The sequence below is a fragment of the Nocardia sp. NPDC058640 genome, from assembly GCF_042716995.1.
Taxonomy (GTDB): Bacteria; Actinomycetota; Actinomycetes; order Mycobacteriales; family Mycobacteriaceae; genus Nocardia.
On the sequence record NZ_JBHXRG010000002.1, the window covers coordinates 334,887 to 351,793 of the forward strand.

The 16,907-nt window shown below is 65.5% G+C and carries 18 protein-coding genes; 12 read left to right on the forward strand and 6 right to left on the reverse strand.

The features are described from left to right. The first annotated feature begins 29 nt into the window (after positions 1-29). Positions 30-380 (forward strand): hypothetical protein, encoded by a 351-nt coding sequence (locus ACFWU5_RS06265; RefSeq protein ID WP_379241504.1) that lies wholly within the window; start codon positions 30-32, stop codon positions 378-380. Here ACFWU5_RS06265 and ACFWU5_RS06270 read toward each other — a convergent pair. After that, positions 377-793: a hypothetical protein gene (locus ACFWU5_RS06270; protein ID WP_379266329.1), complete on the reverse strand. Its 417-nt coding sequence runs from the start codon at positions 791-793 to the stop codon at positions 377-379. The two genes, ACFWU5_RS06265 and ACFWU5_RS06270, sit on opposite strands and share 4 nt — an antisense overlap. Before the next feature lie 2 nt (positions 794-795). Further along, on the reverse strand, positions 796-2,436 hold the full coding sequence (locus tag ACFWU5_RS06275) for an ABC-F family ATP-binding cassette domain-containing protein (protein WP_379266330.1): 1,641 nt from the start codon (positions 2,434-2,436) through the stop codon (positions 796-798). 143 nt (positions 2,437-2,579) lie between these two features. On the opposite strand from ACFWU5_RS06275, the gene ACFWU5_RS06280 reads away from it, so the two are divergent. The 7 genes from ACFWU5_RS06280 to ACFWU5_RS06310 all read left to right on the forward strand — a co-directional run bounded on the left by ACFWU5_RS06280 (position 2,580) and on the right by ACFWU5_RS06310 (position 7,442). Further along, positions 2,580-2,771 (forward strand): PspC domain-containing protein, encoded by a 192-nt coding sequence (locus ACFWU5_RS06280; protein ID WP_379266331.1) that lies wholly within the window; start codon positions 2,580-2,582, stop codon positions 2,769-2,771. A gap of 90 nt (positions 2,772-2,861) precedes the next feature. Continuing rightward, positions 2,862-3,170, forward strand: coding sequence for a DUF6802 family protein (locus ACFWU5_RS06285; protein ID WP_379241508.1), 309 nt, complete (start codon positions 2,862-2,864; stop codon positions 3,168-3,170). 95 nt (positions 3,171-3,265) lie between these two features. Further along, positions 3,266-3,607 carry a hypothetical protein gene (locus ACFWU5_RS06290; protein WP_379266332.1) on the forward strand — a complete coding sequence of 114 codons (342 nt, stop codon included), beginning with the start codon at positions 3,266-3,268 and terminating at the stop codon, positions 3,605-3,607. Between the two features lie 25 nt (positions 3,608-3,632). Continuing rightward, positions 3,633-5,348 carry a hypothetical protein gene (locus ACFWU5_RS06295; protein WP_379241510.1) on the forward strand — a complete coding sequence of 572 codons (1,716 nt, stop codon included), beginning with the start codon at positions 3,633-3,635 and terminating at the stop codon, positions 5,346-5,348. Positions 5,349-5,392: 44 nt separating this feature from the next. Next, positions 5,393-5,815, forward strand: a complete 423-nt coding sequence (locus ACFWU5_RS06300; protein ID WP_379241511.1) for a hypothetical protein — start codon at positions 5,393-5,395, stop codon at positions 5,813-5,815. Between the two features lie 207 nt (positions 5,816-6,022). After that, positions 6,023-7,201, forward strand: coding sequence for a serine/threonine-protein kinase (locus ACFWU5_RS06305; protein WP_379241512.1), 1,179 nt, complete (start codon positions 6,023-6,025; stop codon positions 7,199-7,201). Between the two features lie 67 nt (positions 7,202-7,268). Continuing rightward, positions 7,269-7,442 (forward strand): hypothetical protein, encoded by a 174-nt coding sequence (locus ACFWU5_RS06310; RefSeq protein ID WP_379241513.1) that lies wholly within the window; start codon positions 7,269-7,271, stop codon positions 7,440-7,442. 132 nt (positions 7,443-7,574) lie between these two features. Here ACFWU5_RS06310 and ACFWU5_RS06315 read toward each other — a convergent pair whose 3' ends face one another. The 3 genes from ACFWU5_RS06315 to ACFWU5_RS06325 all read right to left on the reverse strand — a co-directional run bounded on the left by ACFWU5_RS06315 (position 7,575) and on the right by ACFWU5_RS06325 (position 9,577). Next, entirely contained in the window at positions 7,575-7,952 is a 378-nt protein-coding gene (locus ACFWU5_RS06315) for a hypothetical protein (RefSeq protein WP_379241514.1), read from the reverse strand. Positions 7,953-8,158: 206 nt separating this feature from the next. Further along, positions 8,159-8,629, reverse strand: coding sequence for a helix-turn-helix domain-containing protein (locus ACFWU5_RS06320; RefSeq protein WP_379241515.1), 471 nt, complete (start codon positions 8,627-8,629; stop codon positions 8,159-8,161). Between the two features lie 93 nt (positions 8,630-8,722). Beyond that, on the reverse strand, positions 8,723-9,577 hold the full coding sequence (locus ACFWU5_RS06325) for a dienelactone hydrolase family protein (protein ID WP_379241516.1): 855 nt from the start codon (positions 9,575-9,577) through the stop codon (positions 8,723-8,725). 36 nt (positions 9,578-9,613) lie between these two features. On the opposite strand from ACFWU5_RS06325, the gene glmS reads away from it, so the two are divergent. The 3 genes from glmS (at position 9,614) to ACFWU5_RS06340 (ending at position 14,679) form a co-directional block, all read left to right on the forward strand. Further along, positions 9,614-11,494 carry a glutamine--fructose-6-phosphate transaminase (isomerizing) gene (gene glmS / locus ACFWU5_RS06330; protein WP_379241517.1) on the forward strand — a complete coding sequence of 627 codons (1,881 nt, stop codon included), beginning with the start codon at positions 9,614-9,616 and terminating at the stop codon, positions 11,492-11,494. 94 nt (positions 11,495-11,588) lie between these two features. Then, a complete protein-coding gene (locus ACFWU5_RS06335) occupies positions 11,589-13,103 on the forward strand; it encodes a serine/threonine-protein kinase (protein ID WP_379241518.1) in 1,515 nt (504 codons plus the stop codon). A gap of 1 nt (position 13,104) precedes the next feature. After that, positions 13,105-14,679 (forward strand): serine/threonine-protein kinase, encoded by a 1,575-nt coding sequence (locus tag ACFWU5_RS06340; protein ID WP_379241519.1) that lies wholly within the window; start codon positions 13,105-13,107, stop codon positions 14,677-14,679. A gap of 63 nt (positions 14,680-14,742) precedes the next feature. Here ACFWU5_RS06340 and ACFWU5_RS06345 read toward each other — a convergent pair whose 3' ends face one another. After that, positions 14,743-15,165: a cupredoxin family copper-binding protein gene (locus tag ACFWU5_RS06345; protein ID WP_379241520.1), complete on the reverse strand. Its 423-nt coding sequence runs from the start codon at positions 15,163-15,165 to the stop codon at positions 14,743-14,745. Positions 15,166-15,235: 70 nt separating this feature from the next. Here ACFWU5_RS06345 and ACFWU5_RS06350 point away from each other — a divergent pair, with 70 nt between their 5' ends. Further along, positions 15,236-16,705, forward strand: a complete 1,470-nt coding sequence (locus ACFWU5_RS06350) for a bifunctional ADP-dependent NAD(P)H-hydrate dehydratase/NAD(P)H-hydrate epimerase (protein WP_379241521.1) — start codon at positions 15,236-15,238, stop codon at positions 16,703-16,705. The last annotated feature ends 202 nt before the right edge of the window (positions 16,706-16,907 follow it).

A 16,907-nucleotide genomic window follows, 5' to 3' on the forward strand; every position in this document is an offset into this window, starting at 1 on the left:
GCGCACCACGATGGAAAAGGGGGCCGATCATGGTTCCGTCGCTGCCAGCCCGCAACTATCCGTACGAGTACGGCGAAGCAGACCAGCCACACCGCTGCGGTGGGGCGTGTGGGCGGCCGGGGTGTCGCGAAGTGCCGCAGGGGTATTCGCACACGGTCCCGATTCGCGACGAAGGCTATGGTCAGCCCGCGTATGAACCGGTTGTCGAGCCGCCGAGCACGCGCGCGTTCGCGGTGCCCCGGGTGCCGCGCTCTCGTTCGTTCATCGCGGTGGTCGCCGTGCTCGGTGTCACCGCCGGTGCCGGGCTGATCGGGGCGAAGCTGGGTTCCGATATCGACCTGTTCGGTGCGGCCGAACCTGTTGTGGTGCAGTCCTTTTAGAACTGTCCGGCGACGAAACCGGTGAACAGCACGGCGAAGCCACCGATCTCGCCCGCGATGAGTCCGTACATCGACAGCCGCAGTTCGGCGGGAATCTGCCCGTCGAACTGGTTGGTGGTGTCGCGTCGTTTGCCGTGCAGGGCGTAGCTGGCGATCGCGCCGACGAAGAACGCGAGAATCACCAGGTCGGCGGTGAGGTTGACGATCGTGGGCCAGGCGCTGAGCTCGGTGAACACCGCCAGCAGGATTCCGGCGAAGGAGTACATCAGCGCGGCGCGGTGGGCGATGTCGACGTAGACGTGTGCCGCGCCGTCGACCCGGATGCCGTGGTACTTCCAGATCCCGAGCAGCAGCGCGCTCAGAAAGATGAAACCTGTGATGAGCAGGGTGATTCGGGTGTCGATACCTAACATGTTCATTCCTCGGTGAGTAGCCCACCGGACATGTGCCAACGACGGGTCGCACGAACAGAATCCAGCATCCGGCGGTCATGCGTCACCAGAATCAAAGTGCCGGTGAACGATTCGACGGCCTGCTCGAGCTGTTCGATAGCGGGCAGGTCGAGATGGTTGGTCGGTTCGTCCAGGACCAGCAGGTTCACCCCGCGCGCCTGCAGCAGGGCCAGGGCGGCGCGGGTGCGTTCGCCGGGGGACAGGGTGTCGCAGGCGCGGGTCACATGCGGGCCGCGCAGGCCGAATTTGGCCAGCAGCGTGCGGATTTCGGCGTCGGGCCAGTCGGGCATCGCGGCGGCGAAGGTGTCGGCCAGGGGTTCCATGCCGCGGAACAGCCCGCGCGCCTGATCGACCTCGCCGATCTGCACACCGGAACCCAGTGCGGCGGAACCGGAATCGGGTGCGAGCTTGCCCAGCAGCAGGCCGAGCAGGGTCGATTTGCCCGAGCCGTTGGCGCCGGTGAGCACGATCCGGTCGGCCCAGTCGATCTGCGTGGTGATCGGGCCCAGCGTGAACTCGCCGCGCGCGACCGTGGCGTTGTTGGCCGTGGCGACCACCGCACCGCTGCGGGGCGCGGTCGCGATCTCCATCCGCAGCTCCCACTCCTTGCGCGGCTCCTCGACCACGTCCAGGCGTTCGATGCGACGCTGCGTCTGCCTGGCCTTGGCGGCCTGCTTCTCGGTGGACTCGGCGCGGGTTTTGCGGCCCATCTTGTCGGAGTCGTTCTTGCCCTTGCGACGGGCATTGCGGACACCGTGCTCGAGCCAGTTGCGTTGCATCTGCGCGCGCGACTCCAAACCTGCTTTGGTGTCGGCGAATTCGTCGAAGGCCTCGCGGGCGTGCTTGCGGGCGATCTCGCGTTCGGTGAGAAAGGCGTCGTAACCGCCGTCGTAGAAGCCGGTTTGCTGCTGGGCCAGATCCAGTTCCAGGACGCTGTTCACGGTGCGCGCCAAGAACTCTCGGTCGTGGCTGATCACCATCAGGGGTACTCGGACGCCTTTTACGAACTTTTCCAGACGGTCGAGGCCGTCCATATCGAGGTCGTTGGTCGGCTCGTCCAGCAGCAGAATATCGAAGCGGGACAACAGGACTGACGCCAGCCCGGCGCGTGCTGCCTGGCCGCCGGACAGGCCCGTCATCGGGGTGTCGAGTCCGCTGGCCAAGCCGTTGGTGAGACCCAGATCTGCGGCGACTTCTTCAGCTCGCTGATCGAGATCCGCGCCTCCCAGTGCCAGCCAGTGTTCCAGTGCTGGGGAGTAATCATCGTCGCCACCATCGCCGAGGCGTTCCGCGGCCGCGTCCATCACCTGCTGCGCGTGCGCGACTCCCGTTCGGCGGGCGAGGAATTCGAGCACCGTCTCGCCTTCGACGCGTTCCGGTTGCTGCGTGAGGTAGCCGACGGTCGCGTCCGGCGGGCTCAGCACGATGCTGCCCTCGCCCGGATCGCGTTCGGCCAGCATCCGCAGCAACGTCGACTTGCCCGCACCGTTCACCCCCACCAGCCCGATCACATCGCCGGGAGCCAGCGTGAAATCCAGGTCGGCGAACAGGGTCCGTTCGGCGTGCCCCGCGGAGAGGCCGTTGGCGTGCAATGTCGTGCTCACCTCGACAATTGTGCCCGTCTCAGGGTCTGACCCTGAGGTCGGGGCCCGCGGAAATCAGGGTGCGTATAGGTCTGTGGACCGATGCGGGTGCGGGTCCTCCGACGGCACAGTGGAGATATCACCGCTCCACAGGAAGGCACACCATGACCGCCCCCGCCCGCCGCCTCACCCGTTCCACCAGCAACAGCTGGATCGCCGGCGTTTGCGGTGGTCTCGCAGAACGCTACGGCTGGAACCCCAACGTCGTCCGTCTGGTCTTCGTAGCCTCCTGCCTGCTCCCCGGCCCCCAGTTCCTGATCTACCTGGCCATGTGGATCCTCATCCCCAAGAAGTAGCCCGACCCCCGCGGCAGCCGCTCGCGGATGAGACTATGGAGGCACCCCCGCCAAGTCGTCATCCGCGAGTTTTCCGTTGGAGGAGCAGTCATGGTCACCTCGGGCGAGTTCCCCGGCCTCGGCCTACCCGACATCGACGCCCACTCATCTTTGGGCGGCCTCGGCGCCGTAGAACTGAACAACCCGTCCCTGGACCTGGACAACGACGGGGTCGCCGACTCCCTGTCCACCGGCGACACCGACTCGACCAGCATCTGGTCCGATTACGACCATGATGGGTTGGCCGACCATGTGACGGTTGTGGAGGAGGACGGGGATTACGCCGCGTGGGAGTATCACCGGCATCCCGATGGGACGTCGGAGTGGCGTAGGACTGACCAGGGGAACCTGGAGAAGTAGATTTCGGCCCGCCGGTGAGGGAACCGGCGGGCTGTCTCGTGCGTCGAAGTAGGTAGGACGCCGGTGTGGCGTGCCTCGAGAGCTGGAGGTGGGGGATGGGAACAACAGTTTCGGGCGGGGTCGTGGTGAAACCGGAGGCGATAACGCAATCGGTCGCAGGCTTGCAGACCGCGGTGACCGAGGTGCGCAAGGCGGCAAAGGCTGTAGACGCCAACAGCTGGGGCGACGGCATGAACGGTGCCGACTACGAAGCCGGCCGTGCCTACCTCGAACAGGGAAAACGCATTGCGGCAGGACTCGACCGAACCGTCACGTGGCTCAAGGTATGGACCACGGCAGCCGAGGCGGTCGCCGGCGCGATCGGCAAGGCGACCGTCGAGTACACCGACGTGGACGGGAAGAACGCACGCGATTTGAACCAGGTCGCGGCGAAATGACCTCCGACGCGGCGAGGGGGCCGGCATGACCAGATCGGTGAACGACATCCTCGACGAGGGTGCCAAGGGGCTGCTCTACTTCGAACAGTTGTTGCCGCGGTACCAGCAGGCCTTCGGCGGTATCGGTGTCAGCGTGTCGATCGACCAGATCGAGGCCCGCTACGACCAGGAGCGGGGGATGAACCTCGCGAAGCTCGATACGGCGGCTACCGAACTGCAGAAGATGCTCGGCGTCGCCGACACCCAACGCACCGCGCAAACGGCAGCGGCGAACTCGCTGGGGTCGGCATGGCAAGGGAACGCGGCCGAGGCCGGAATCGGACGTCTGCGGGAGATCGTCGGCATGGCGGCCCAGGACCGGGAGAAGGTCGCGACCCTTGCCACCGCGATGTCGGGTGCCGTGCCCGCCTTGCAGCAGATCATCGAGGCCAAGGCGAACACGGTGAAGGCCTTCGCCGCGGGAAACCGGCTCGACATCGGGAGTCAGAACACGCTGATCACCATCGGCGAGATAACCGTGGTGGACATCGACCAGATCATCCGCGGTAGTAAATCGGGGGACCTGCTCCCGTCTCTGCTGAACCGGCTGGTCGGAGTGAACGAGATCGAGGACCGCACCAAGGATCTCGATCGCGGCTCCGACCAGTGGAAACAGGCCGTCAGAGAGATCTGCGACGACTGGCTGAAAACTGTCTTCCAGAAAGAGTTCACCGACAAACTCGATCTGTTCAACGCCCAATGCGCGACCACACGGACTGCTGTTCAAGACGAGTACGCGGCCATCGAGGCGGCGGCGGCCGGGGTCGAGGAGCGCAGCTATCCGTCGGTTGCGGGCAGCGGGACTGCGCCCGTCGAAAACGGCGATTCGAGCAAGGCGAAGGGTGACGGGTCGAAGGGCAACGGTGATCAGTCGCAAGGGAATGGTGGACAGTCGCAGGGCAGTGGTGGCCAGTCTCAGGGCAGTGGTGGCGGGACCACCGCGGCGGGAGCCAAGACCGACGACACCGCGGCGGCAGCCGCATCGCCGGTGAAAGCCGCGACGCCGACCACCGACGACTCCGCCAACACCGATACCAGCGCCGCGCTGACCGCCCTCACCTCGACACTGAGCGAACTCGGCACCACCGTGTCGAGCGCATTGACCGGCGAACTCGGCACCGCGCTCACCTCGGCGGTCGAGTCGGTAGGCACCTCCATCGGTGACGGCATCGAGCAGTTGACCGAGCAGGCGAGCGGTCTGCTGTCGGGTGAGCACGAGGCTTCGTTCCAGCTCGGTGATACCAAGGTGAGCATCGAGGCCGGCGAGAACGGGCTGGCGTTGACGACCACCGACGCCAACGGTGACACCCAGCAGTATCGGCTGACGTTGGACGAGAACGGGCAGCCGGTGATCGAACCGGAGTCGGGTTCTACCTCCAAGGATGATTCCAACGGTGTGTTGGGTTCGGGCACACCGGAATCCGGTACGGGACCGGCCGAACCCGAAGCTGAGTCCGGGGTTGGCGGGGCAACCCCGGGAACCCCGACCCCTCCCGAAACCCCGGTCGCCCCCGAAACTCCGGTCACTAGCGATGGAGGTAACGGTGACCAGTCCCCAGGTTCCGTCGGCGGCGGTATTCCCGGTGCCCAACGCCCACCCCAGCAAGAATCCGACGGCGAGCACACCCCAACTGTCGACGACCACCCAGTGACCAACCCCGGTGACTCGGGCGCAGTCCTCGCCGAGGCAGGCCCACTGTGAGAACCGTTCGCACACCGAGTTCGATAACGGGAGAATGATCCACCGTGGACTACGCCGCCGAGATTGAGCAGATCGCCGCGGAAGCACGCCGCCGCTCGGCGATCCTGATGGACGAAATCGACGAGATCAACCGCCAAACCGCACTGCGCGCCGAACAATTCGCCATCGACGCAGCCCAACGGCTACGAGAACTAGAGGAGCCCGCCGAGGAACCAGCGGAGCCCGAGCCCGTTGCGCCACAAGCGACTGTCGAGCAATGGGGCCAACCTGTGGTGCACGCACAGGTACCCCCACCCCCTCCGTCGGTCGACCCCAACTGGACCCCGGAACAGCAACAACAAGCCGAAATCCGCGCAGCAGTCGCCCGCGCAAAAGCCGCCCGCCAAGCCCAATCCACCGTCGCCCCCACCGACGGCGACTTCGACCCGGAATCCGAGTACTACCGCCGATCGACCTGGCTGGACTAACCGGCGTAATCGCCCACTTCGCCCCCGAACAGTCAGAAATCTGGCGGTTGAGGCCACCGATTGGTCGATTACGCCGGACAGACCAGGATGGGGTGGCAAGGATCGCCCACCTTTGTCACCCGGCCGCCGTCGAACCCTGTCGCTGAACCGGCGGCCTGGCCCGTTGTTGGATACGATGGCGCCGCCGACGTGTGGGTAGGGGTGGCTATGGTCGAGTTCATTGCTGGGTTCGCGGTTGAACGCGTGCTCGGGCGGGGTGGGATGGGGACGGTCTATCTGGCTCGGCATCCCCGGTTGCCGCGGTCGGTGGCGCTGAAGTTGTTGGACGAGAACATGTTCGGTGACGCGGAGGTGCGGGCGCGGTTTCAGCGGGAGGCCGATCTCGCCGCGCGACTGGATCATCCGAACATCGTCGCCGTGTACGACCGTGGCGTGGAAGGGAATCGGCCCTGGATCGCGATGCAGTACGTGCGGGGGACCGACGGGGCCGCGGTCGGGGTGTTCGAACCGATGCGGGCGGTGCGGGTGGTCAGCGAGGTGGCCGGTGCACTGGACTTCGCGCACAGCCACGGGGTGTTGCACCGCGACATCAAGCCCGGCAACATCCTGCTCGGCGAGTCCGTACACGGCCTTCCCGAGCGAGTGATGCTGGCCGACTTCGGGATCGCGCGCTTACGTGTCGATCAGAATCCGCTCACCCAGACCGGATCATTCACCGCCACACTGGCATTCGCGTCTCCCGAGCAGCTAGCGGCATCCACGCTCGACTCACGATGCGACCAATACTCGCTGGCCTGCGCCTTTTTCGCGATGCTGACAGGCGCGTCACCATTCCACGCGACCAACCCGGTAATGGTGATCCAGTCACACATGTCAGCCCCGCCACCGCCGGTGACCCGATTCAGACCGGACCTGCCGCTCGAATTGGATGCGGTGCTGGCGAAGGCGATGGCGAAACGGCCCTCGGACCGATTCGCGTCCTGCGGAGAGTTCGCGGACGCGGTGCAGCACGCGTTCCGGACGTCGGCCGATGAGGCCTCGGACACCGGTTCGCTCGTCATGGCGGGCTCGGCGATGGTGTCGGTGGGTGCGCACGCACCAGCACCACCAAGACCCGCAGCGCCGAGCCCGGAACCACCCAGACCTATGGACGCGATGCCACAAGTGACGGACCGCAGGGCCGTCGACTGGGGACCGGTGCGACCCCCGGAAGTAAAGGGCAGACCGGGCTCGATCGCGATGACCATGAAACGGGAAGCCCCACAGCCCCGCAACCTCCAGCAGCGTGAACCACGCCTACAACCACGACAGATGCTGATCCTGCTGTACGTGTCGGTGCTGGCCGTGCTGTTCGTCCTGATCACCACTGACATCACCAACTGGTAGTCGCACCGATCAGTGCGAGGCCCGGGCTGCGTATTCTGTTTGCGACACAGCGAATTCAGGGGGATGCATGTATCAACGAGTCGACCAGCGGCCGTCGGGCGGTGGGACCGGAGTGACTGCGGCGGTCTTCGCGTTGCTCGGGAGCACGGCCGGGTTGATCGGGTTGATTTCCTTGGTGACCGAGTACGTCCGCTATGAGTACTCGCCCGGCCTGAACTGGTTCTCGGTCCTCGGGGGCTGAAGACAGGTGCACTGTCTTGCTGGCGCTGGTGGAGCTTGGGCGGGCTCGTCGCGATGGTCGGCCGATCCCGCTGATCGGGGTCGCAGAGGAGCCTCCGCAAGGGTCCTTCAGCCCGAAGGGATGATGAGTCCGCTACGTCGAATAACTGTCGAGATGGCGGCGGACCTCTGCGGCGAAAACGCGGGTGCCGGTTCGTTCCAGCACTGACAGGAGGCCGGTGACTGATCTCGGGTCTCGACGGTAGGAGGATGCTTGGCCGCGCAATGTCGAGATTGTCAGGCCGGGGTGGAGGTCCAGTTGGTCCAGGAGGAATTCGTCGGGGGTGATGGCGGTGAGGTCGTACGGCTTTACGGCGCGTTCGGGGAAGTCGCGGATATTGAAGGTGACGAGAACCTCGGCGGCTGACCGCACAGCTGCGGCGAGTACGTGCCGGTCCTTCGGGTCGTTCTCCATGCCTTCGATCAGCGACTCGTAGCCGGTCACCATCGCGTCTGGGAAAGCGGACTGCATTTTTGCGATTCTGCTGTCGACGCTGTCCGCCGCGATATCGCAGCGATATCGCGGCGGATGAGGCTGCCGCGGAGTTCTCTCAGAACATCGGCAGACCAGAGCGGACGGAACATTTGGGCATCCGCCATGCGAAGAAGTGTGTCGGAAAGGTAAGCGGGGTGCAGAACACATGCATCGAGGAACACACTGAACGGCATCCGGGCGCCCTACTCTGAAAGGGGTGGTGTTGTTGTGGCCGTGTAGATTCCGGCCTCTTCGCCTTCGATTGCCATGGCGTCCAACGTGGTTCGGCGTTCGGTGCGGACGCGGTCTTGGTAGGCGAGGATGTCGCGGAGCAGGACTCGGCGGTGGCGGCCTCGCATCGAGTAGGCGATTTCGCCGTCGGTGAGTAGGCGGACCAGGGTGGGGCGGGAGATGTTGAGCAGGTCGGCGGCCTCCTGGGTGGTGAGCATCGTGTTGTGGGGTGCGATCGAGACGGCCAGTCCGTTGGACAGGGCTGTGACGGCGTCGCGCAGGACGGTGTAGAGCTCGTCGGGGATGTCGAGGTATGTGCCGTCGGGGCCGACGAGTCTTGCCTTCGCGCAGGTGTTGTCGATGCGTAGGCTGGAGATCAGGTTGTCGAGGTCGGCAGGGTCGTCTGGTGGGAAGACTGTGCTCTCCCGCAGCATCGTGGACATGTCGCCAGTGTAGCGCTATTCGAAAAAAACGAAAGGTGTCGCGATACCCTCGAGACGGCTAGAAGTCCCGATGGTGACAGTGAATTCGAGGGTCTAGCCGCGGATCAGTTTGGCGACGGTGCCGATCGACAGCTTCGGGGTCTCGACCTCGACCGGCGCGTTCGGGTCGACCACCTTCGTGTGCGGGATCTCCGCTTCCGAGTCGGCGAAGGGGGCGTACTTCTTGTCGGCGAGGACCGTGGCGAGCAGGTAGCCGGTGACCAGGGCTCGGGTGGTTTTGTCGATTTTGTGGTCGTAGCGGCCTGCGCCGAGGGCGGCGAAGAGGCGGCGGCCTTCGATGATGTCGGTGGGGGTGGCGCCGTCGATGGTGCGCAGGATGGACGGGCCGGACCAGGCGGCGGCGAGGGCGCGGGCGTTGCTGCTGACCGAGCCGAGGTCGTCGCCGGACAGGATCAGGCCGGGCGTGTCGATTTCGGGTGCGATGTTTTCCGCGGCGGGGGAGGTGGGGGCGGGGAACACGGCTACTACGGCGGCGACGCGGCGTTGAGCTGCGGCGATGACGGCGGTGCCGGCTCCCATGCCGTGGCCGGCCAAGGCGAGGCGGTCGGGGTGGACGCTGATGGTGCCGTCGCCGAGACGGACCTTGCTCACGATGTCCAGGGTGGTGAGCAAGTCGGTGCCCAGGTCCAGATGTGACGGGATCGGGCCGCGTTCGGTGTCGGGGGCTGCGACCACGAAACCCCACGACGCGATGTGTTCGAGCAGGCCCTTGTAGTTCTCCGCGCTGGTCAGCCAGCCGTGCGCGAACGCGACAGCGGGCAGGTTCAGGCCGGACTCGGGTGTGTAGACCACACCGGGTTGGCCCGCGATCCCTAGATTCCCGCGCAACACCCGGTGGGGGCCGCGCACGGACAGGGTGCTCAGGAGCGATTTCACAGACACCGACACGGCCGAAACACTAGCCGATCAGTAGGGTGGTGGACCATGTGCGGAATCGTGGGGTACGTCGGATACCGGGATGCGCTGGGCGTTGTCGTCGACGCGCTGCGACGCATGGAGTATCGCGGATACGACTCGGCGGGGGTCGCGATCCTCGATGGGAACGGGGCGATCGCGGTCGAGCGGAAGGCCGGGCGGCTGGCCAATTTGGAGGCCGAACTCGGCGAGGTGGGGGTCGATCGGTTCGCCGGGTCGACCGGGATGGGGCACACCCGGTGGGCCACCCACGGGGCGCCGACCGACCGCAACGCGCACCCGCATCGCGACATTTCGGGCAAGCTCGCCGTGGTCCACAACGGCATCATCGAGAACTTCGCGCCGCTGCGCCGCGAGCTCGAGGACGCGGGTGTGGAGTTGCGCAGCGACACCGATACCGAGGTCACGGTGCACTTGGTGTCGCGTGCCTACGCCGAAGGGCCGACCGCCGGTGACTTCATCGCGAGCGTGCACGCCGTGCTGCAGCGGCTGGAAGGCGCGTTCACGCTGGTGTTCACCCATGCCGATCATCCGGGCACGATCGTGGCGGCTCGTCGGTCGACGCCGCTGGTCGTTGGGGTCGGCGAGGGCGAGATGTTCATCGCCTCCGATGTCACCGCGTTCATCGAGCACACGCGCGAAGCGGTCGAGCTCGGCCAGGATCAGGCCGTGGTGATCACCAAGGACGGGTACACCGTCACCGATTTCGCCGGTAATACCGAGGGCGTGGTGAGCAGGCCGTTCACCATCGACTGGGACCTGGCCGCCGCCGAAAAGGGCGGCCACGACTACTTCATGCTCAAGGAGATCGAGGAGCAGCCCACCGCCGTCGCCGACACCCTGATGGGGCATTTCGTCGTCGACGACAAGGGCGGGCGGATCGTTCTCGACGAGCAGCGCCTCGCCGATCAGGAACTGCGCGAGTTCGACAAGGTGTTCGTCGTCGCGTGTGGCAGTTCGTATCACGCTGGGCTGCTTGCCAAATACGCGATCGAGCACTGGACCCGGGTGCCCGTCGAGGTGGAGCTGGCCAGCGAATTCCGTTACCGCGACCCGGTTTTGGACCGGTCGACGCTGGTGGTGGCGATTTCGCAATCCGGGGAAACCGCCGACACGTTGGAAGCCGTGCGGCACGCCAAGGAGCAGAAGGCGCGCGTGCTCGCGATCTGCAACACCAACGGCGCGCAGATCCCGCGCGAATCCGACGCGGTGATCTACACGCGCACCGGACCCGAGATCGGCGTCGCGTCGACCAAGGCGTTCCTTGCCCAGGTGGCCGCCAATTACCTTGTCGGCCTGGCCTTGGCACAGGCGCGTGGCACCAAATACCCCGACGAGGTCGCGCGCGAGTTCGCCGAACTGGAGTCGATGCCGAAGCTGATCGCGCGGGTGCTCGAGACCGCGCCGCAGGTTCGGGCCATCGCGCGCGAGCTGGCGCACGTGCCGACCGTGCTGTTCCTCGGGCGCCACGTGGGCTACCCGGTGGCGCTGGAAGGCGCGCTCAAACTCAAAGAACTGGCCTACATGCACGCCGAGGGATTCGCGGCGGGCGAGCTCAAGCACGGGCCGATCGCGTTGATCGAAGAAGGCCTGCCTGTGATCGTGGTGATGCCGTCGCCGAAGGGTCGGCCGGTGCTGCATTCCAAGCTGCTCAGCAACATTCGCGAAATCCAGGCTCGCGGGGCACGCACGATCGTGATCGCCGAAGAAGGCGACGACACGGTGCGCCCGTTCGCCGACGACCTGATCGAGATCCCGGCCGCACCGACGCTGTACCAACCGCTGCTGTCGACGGTGCCGTTGCAGATCTTCGCCGCCGAAGTGGCGCAGACGCTGGGATACGACGTGGACAAGCCGCGCAACCTGGCGAAGTCGGTCACCGTCGAATAGGGCGTGGTTCGCGACTGAATCGCCTTCGCTCACTACCGGTTAGACTCCGTGCCGACACAGTGTTGCTCGATCGGGAGGGGTTGACGGGGTGGGGGTGGGAAACGCCGCGTCCTTCGCGGGGTACAACATCGAAAGTGTGCTCGGACAAGGTGGAATGGGCACGGTCTACCTGGCGCGGCACCCCCGGTTGCCGCGACTGGTAGCGCTGAAACTGCTCAACCGTGAGGTTTCTGCCGACGCGGAGATCCGTCGGCGATTCGAGCAGGAAGGCGATGTGGTCGCCCGCCTGGACCACCCGGGAATCGTCGGCGTCTACGACCGCGGCACCACCGACGGTCACCTGTGGATCGCGATGCAGTACATCCAGGGCAGCGACGTGTCGAAGCTGGATCCGCGCTCGATCACCGCCGACCATGCGCTACGGATCATCAGCGACACCGCGGCCGCGCTCGACCACGCACATGCCCACGGCGTGTTGCACCGCGACGTGAAACCCGCCAATATCCTGCTGGCGCAACCGGAAGCGGGTCGGCCCGAGCGCGCGGTGCTGACCGATTTCGGCATCGCTCGACTGCTCGACTCGACCACTCAGCTCACCGCGACGGGGACCTTCACCGCGACGTTGGCCTACGCATCGCCCGAGCAATTGTCGGCAGAAGTGGTGGATCACCGGGCTGATCAATACTCACTCGCGTGCACTCTTTTCACGCTACTCGCGGGCCGAACTCCCTATGCCAGTACCAATCCGGGGCAAGTCGTCGCGGGTCATCTGAGTCAGCCGATTCCGCGATTGAGCGGGTTTCGGTCTGATCTGCCGCCGGCGCTCGATGATGTCTTCGCGCGAGCTATGGCGAAGGATCGGGACGAAAGATTCAGCAGCTGTGGGGAATTCGCTGCTGTTGCCGGTGAGGTGTTGCGTGGGCGGGCGGTGGCGGCGTCGAGGATGGCGCCGACTGTTTTCAATCAGGGGGCGGGAGTCGGGCGAGCGCCTATGCCTGGGCCGCCGCCGGGTGGGTTCGCGTCGGTGCCGCCTGTTGCGCGTCGACCTCGGCGTAAGTCCAGGAAGGCGCGGATCTTCGCGGGGTTGGGATTGGCGATGGTGGCTGCGATTGTTGTCGGGTATGTGCAGCGCGACCCGATTATGCAAGCCTTGCGCGGCTGGGGTGACGATTATCAGGTCATCGCCGACGCCTTTCCCGAATTGATCCCGCCAACTCATACAAGACCTGGCTGGCTCGGCACCAAATGTAGATCTCGTACCTATTCAAATGGGACAGCCCCGGCCATTACCTGCGACAACAAAGAGTCCGGGATCAAATTCGAACTAAAAAAATACAGCAGCGAAGCCGAAGCGACGTCGGTGGTATATATGTTCGTGCCGGACCGGACGCGAGACAAGGATGTTTCGCACCCCAGTGATCAGACACAGGTCTCGGTCAGCACGCGCCCGCCGACCGGCATGGGGGCGGACCGGACGGTGTACACGCGGTTTCCCGGTGACCAGAATCGGGCGGCTATCGTTTTCGAACTGGAATGGGCGAATCACACCGCTGACGAAACTTTTCAGCAATGGTGGCCACAGGCCCCACTCGGGCGGGGTGAACGCTGACATGGTCCAGCTCGAAATTGGCCAGTCGTTCGCGGGCTATAGCGTGGACGGCGTTCTCGGCCAGGGTGGCATGGGAACGGTTTACCTGGTTCGACATCCGAGGCTGCCCATGCAGGTGGCACTCAAGTTGCTCATCCCGACTGCAGCGACAGATCAGGAGTCGCGGCTACGGTTCGAGCAAGAGGCGCAGGTCATCGCGCGGCTCGAGCATCCGAATATCGTCGACGTCTATGACACCGGCACGACCGACGGTCGGCTGTGGATCGCCATGCAGTTCGTGCGCGGCGGCCACGCCGGTCAGCTCGCCGTTCGCTCCTCGGACCCGTCGCGTGTGCTGAACGCGATCGGACAGGTGGCCGACGCGCTGGACTATGCCCACTCTCGTGGCGTCCTGCACCGCGATATCAAGCCTGCGAACATTCTGCTGGCCGCGTCGGATGCCGGTCGCGGAGAACGGGCCGTGCTCACCGATTTCGGTATCGCGCGGTTGATGGCCTTCGATGGCGGGCTCACCGTGGCGGGTTCGTTCACCGCGACGATTGCCTTCGCCTCGCCAGAGCAATTGTCCGGCACCAATGTTGATCACCGGACGGATCAGTATTCGCTGGCCTGCACGCTGTTCACGCTTCTGACGGGCGAAGCCCCTTTCAATTACCTGAGCGCTGGTCAGGTAATTGCGGCTCACCTCGCCAAAGAGCCGCCGCGGGTGTCCACGTTCCGACCAGACCTGCCGACGGAGCTGGACGAAGTCATCGCTCGTGGCATGGCGAAGTTGCCGGACCAGCGTTACGCCAGCTGCGGTGAATTCGCGGCGGCCGCACACGCGGCGCTGGCCGCTACACCGGACCCCCGGCGACTGGCCGCAACGGTGCACGCGCAGCATGGCATGGGCTCGGTGCCACAGGGTGCTCCGTGGGGGGCGTCGCCGAACGGACCGGCGCCCGATTGGGTGGCACCATCCGCCCAGGGTAGGACGCGAGGGCGACGTGCCAAGCGAGTGCTGATCACCTTGTCCGTGGTCGTCGGCGTCGTCGCCGCATTCGGCGTCGCGGGGAGAATATATGGTCCCGATCTGCTGGAAAGGCTCAATTCCGAGGAATGGGGAAGTCGGAATCAGGCAATTGCCGACCAGTTTCCGCAGTTGGTATCAAAGGGGAATTATGGGACGGGATGGCTGGATTCCGACTGCATCGCCAAGATTCCTGGCACGCCGTCACAAATCGGTCTGGAAGATGAAATATTTTTCGTCAACGGAATTGGTTGCGAAGATGAAGGCAATGACAATCAATTTATCGTGATGGACTTTGATACCCCGGAGCGTGCGAAAGCTTTCCTGCGTGCTCTCTCGGAGAACCCGACCGCCACCACCAGTTGGTCTGAGCCCCATCGGGACTCGGATACCCCGCTGGCTATCGTCCATTCGACGTTCTCGGAAGGCGGTGAACTGCATGCCGGATTTCCTGGAGATCCGGAGCGTGCAAGGTTCGTCATCACCTTCTACCAGTTCATCCCCGGCAAGACCGGGGAGACGGTACGTGACGAAGTATGGCGAAAAGCGCCTCTGGGAAGTGGATGAGCGGCGCATCTCGGAATAACCCGTGAGTACGCCGCCTCTGAACCGTTCAACCAGCGCAGATGCTCACTTGACCGTGATGGTGCCGCGCATGTCCGGGTGCAAGGTGCACATGTAGCGGAAGACGCCTGGTTGGGTGAAGGTGTAGGACCAGTCGCCCTTGTCGATGATGGGGCTGTTGAGGCCCATGGCCTTGTCGCCGATGCCCTGCACGTTGTGGGGGGCCTTGTCGGAGAACTTCCAGGTGACCGTTTCGCCGACCTTGATGGTGGCGTCGGCGGGGGAGTACTTCATGTTGGCGACCTCGACCGTGAGGTTGGTCGGGGGGTGCACCTGGGGGGTGGTCGTGTTGACCGGGCGGAAGGTGCGGGTGGGGGTGGAGGCGCCGTTGTCGGCGTCGCCGGAACAGCCGGCGGACAACAGGGCGGTGGCCACGACGAGGCCGGCGACAAACCGGGTGGATGCGGCGCGGGGGCGAACCATCGACATGGGTGTGGAGCGTAGTCTGCGAACGATCGCGGGACGGTCGGCGGCCCGTGCGGGCAGCTGGGAGACGACTGTGTCGGATCGGCGTGGCTATTACACCGTGGAGCAGGTTCGGGCGGCCGAAGCGGAGCTGTTCACGCGGGTGCCTGCGGGAATGCCTATGCGGCGGGCGGCTTTCGGGTTGGCCGGGGTGGTTGTGGATGAATTGCGTTCGCGGACTGGGGGAGTGGTCGGGCGGACGGTGGGTTTGCTTGTGGGGTCGGGGGATAACGGTGGGGATGCGTTGTGGGCGGGGGCGTTCTTGCGGCGTCGTGGGGTTCGGGTTTCGGCTGTGTTGTTGAATCCTGAACGGGCGCATGGGGACGGGTTGGCGGCGTTGAAGGCGGCTGGTGGGCGGGTGGTTGAACGGCTGGGGGCGGTTGATCTGGTGATCGACGGGATCGTGGGGATTTCCGGGCGGGGGCCCTTGCGGCCTGAGGCTGCGGAAATCGTTGCGGGGGTGCGGGTTCCGATCATCTCGGCGGATCTGCCCAGTGGGGTCGATCCTGATACGGGCGCGGTGGACGGGCCTGCGGTGACGGCGGATGTGACGGTGGCGTTCGGGGCGTATAAGCCGGTGCACGCGTTGGCTGTGCCGCACTGTGGGCGAATTGTGTTGGTGCCGATCGGGTTACGGCTGCCGGAGGCGGGGTTGGTGCAGTTGGATCCGGGGGATGTCGGGGCCGGGTGGCCGGTGCCGGGGCCCGCTGATGACAAGTACAGCCAGGGGGTGACCGGGGTGTGTGCGGGGAGTGCGAAGTATCCGGGGGCGGGGGTGTTGTGTACGGGGGCTGCGGTGGTGGCTACCTCGGGGATGGTTCGGTACGCGGGGGCTGATGGTGAGGTGTTGGAGAAGTTTCCCGAAGTTGTTGCCAGTGCGACTGTTTCGGAGACGGGGCAGGTGCAGGCTTGGGTGTTCGGGCCGGGGGCCGGTGTTGATTCGGGGGCTCGGGATCGGTTGGTGGAGATTTTGGGTAGTGATCTGCCGGTGTTGGTCGATGCCGATGGGTTGACGATTCTGTCGAAGGAACCGGGGCTGGTTCGGGGGCGGTCGGCGGTGACGGTGCTCACGCCGCATGCGGGGGAGTTCGCGCGGCTCACCGGGGCTGCGCCGGGAGCTGATCGGGTGGGGGCGGTGCGGACGTTGGCGCGGGAATGGGGGGTGACGGTGTTGTTGAAGGGGCGGGCCACGGTTATCGCGTCGCCGGAGGGGCCGGTGTTCGTCAATGACGCGGGTGGGGATTGGGCTGCTACGCCGGGGTCGGGGGATGTGTTGTCGGGGATTATCGGGGCGTTGCTGGCGGCGGGGCGGGAGGCGGGGTGGGCGGCTGCGGCGGGGGCTCGGGTGCATTCTTTGGCGGCGAATTTGGCTGCTTATGACGGGGAGGATGCGGGGGCGCCTATTTCCGCGACGCCGTTGTTGGGGCATGTTCGGGGGGCGGTGCGGGTGTTGCGGGAGGTTGGTGGGGATTCGGGGGGTGGTGGTTTCAGGGAGGTGGGGTAGGGCAAAGCCACGGGGTTTGGGTGGTGGCAGGGAGGAGGGTAGGGCAAAGCCACAGGGTTTTGGTGGTCCCGGGTTGTTTGAGGCTGTGTTTTTGGAGCGCTGGCGCGCTCGAGCGCGGCCCCTGAGGGGCCGCGAGTTAGCCACCGTTGCTGGAGGCTGCGCCTCGGACGCAACGGCGGCTAACTCGCGGCCGGGCCGCTAC

Bases quoted from the DNA above. Each gene is read 5' to 3' on its own strand.
- ACFWU5_RS06265 (WP_379241504.1), top strand. From the start codon at position 30: ATGGTTCCGTCGCTGCCAGCCCGCAACTATCCGTACGAGTACGGCGAA.
- ACFWU5_RS06270 (WP_379266329.1), bottom strand. From the start codon at position 793: ATGTTAGGTATCGACACCCGAATCACCCTGCTCATCACAGGTTTCATC.
- ACFWU5_RS06280 (WP_379266331.1), top strand. From the start codon at position 2,580: ATGACCGCCCCCGCCCGCCGCCTCACCCGTTCCACCAGCAACAGCTGG.
- ACFWU5_RS06285 (WP_379241508.1), top strand. From the start codon at position 2,862: ATGGTCACCTCGGGCGAGTTCCCCGGCCTCGGCCTACCCGACATCGAC.
- ACFWU5_RS06290 (WP_379266332.1), top strand. From the start codon at position 3,266: ATGGGAACAACAGTTTCGGGCGGGGTCGTGGTGAAACCGGAGGCGATA.
- ACFWU5_RS06295 (WP_379241510.1), top strand. From the start codon at position 3,633: ATGACCAGATCGGTGAACGACATCCTCGACGAGGGTGCCAAGGGGCTG.
- ACFWU5_RS06305 (WP_379241512.1), top strand. From the start codon at position 6,023: ATGGTCGAGTTCATTGCTGGGTTCGCGGTTGAACGCGTGCTCGGGCGG.
- ACFWU5_RS06310 (WP_379241513.1), top strand. From the start codon at position 7,269: ATGTATCAACGAGTCGACCAGCGGCCGTCGGGCGGTGGGACCGGAGTG.
- ACFWU5_RS06315 (WP_379241514.1), bottom strand. From the start codon at position 7,952: ATGCAGTCCGCTTTCCCAGACGCGATGGTGACCGGCTACGAGTCGCTG.
- ACFWU5_RS06320 (WP_379241515.1), bottom strand. From the start codon at position 8,629: ATGTCCACGATGCTGCGGGAGAGCACAGTCTTCCCACCAGACGACCCT.
- glmS (WP_379241517.1), top strand. From the start codon at position 9,614: ATGTGCGGAATCGTGGGGTACGTCGGATACCGGGATGCGCTGGGCGTT.
- ACFWU5_RS06340 (WP_379241519.1), top strand. From the start codon at position 13,105: ATGGTCCAGCTCGAAATTGGCCAGTCGTTCGCGGGCTATAGCGTGGAC.
- ACFWU5_RS06345 (WP_379241520.1), bottom strand. From the start codon at position 15,165: ATGTCGATGGTTCGCCCCCGCGCCGCATCCACCCGGTTTGTCGCCGGC.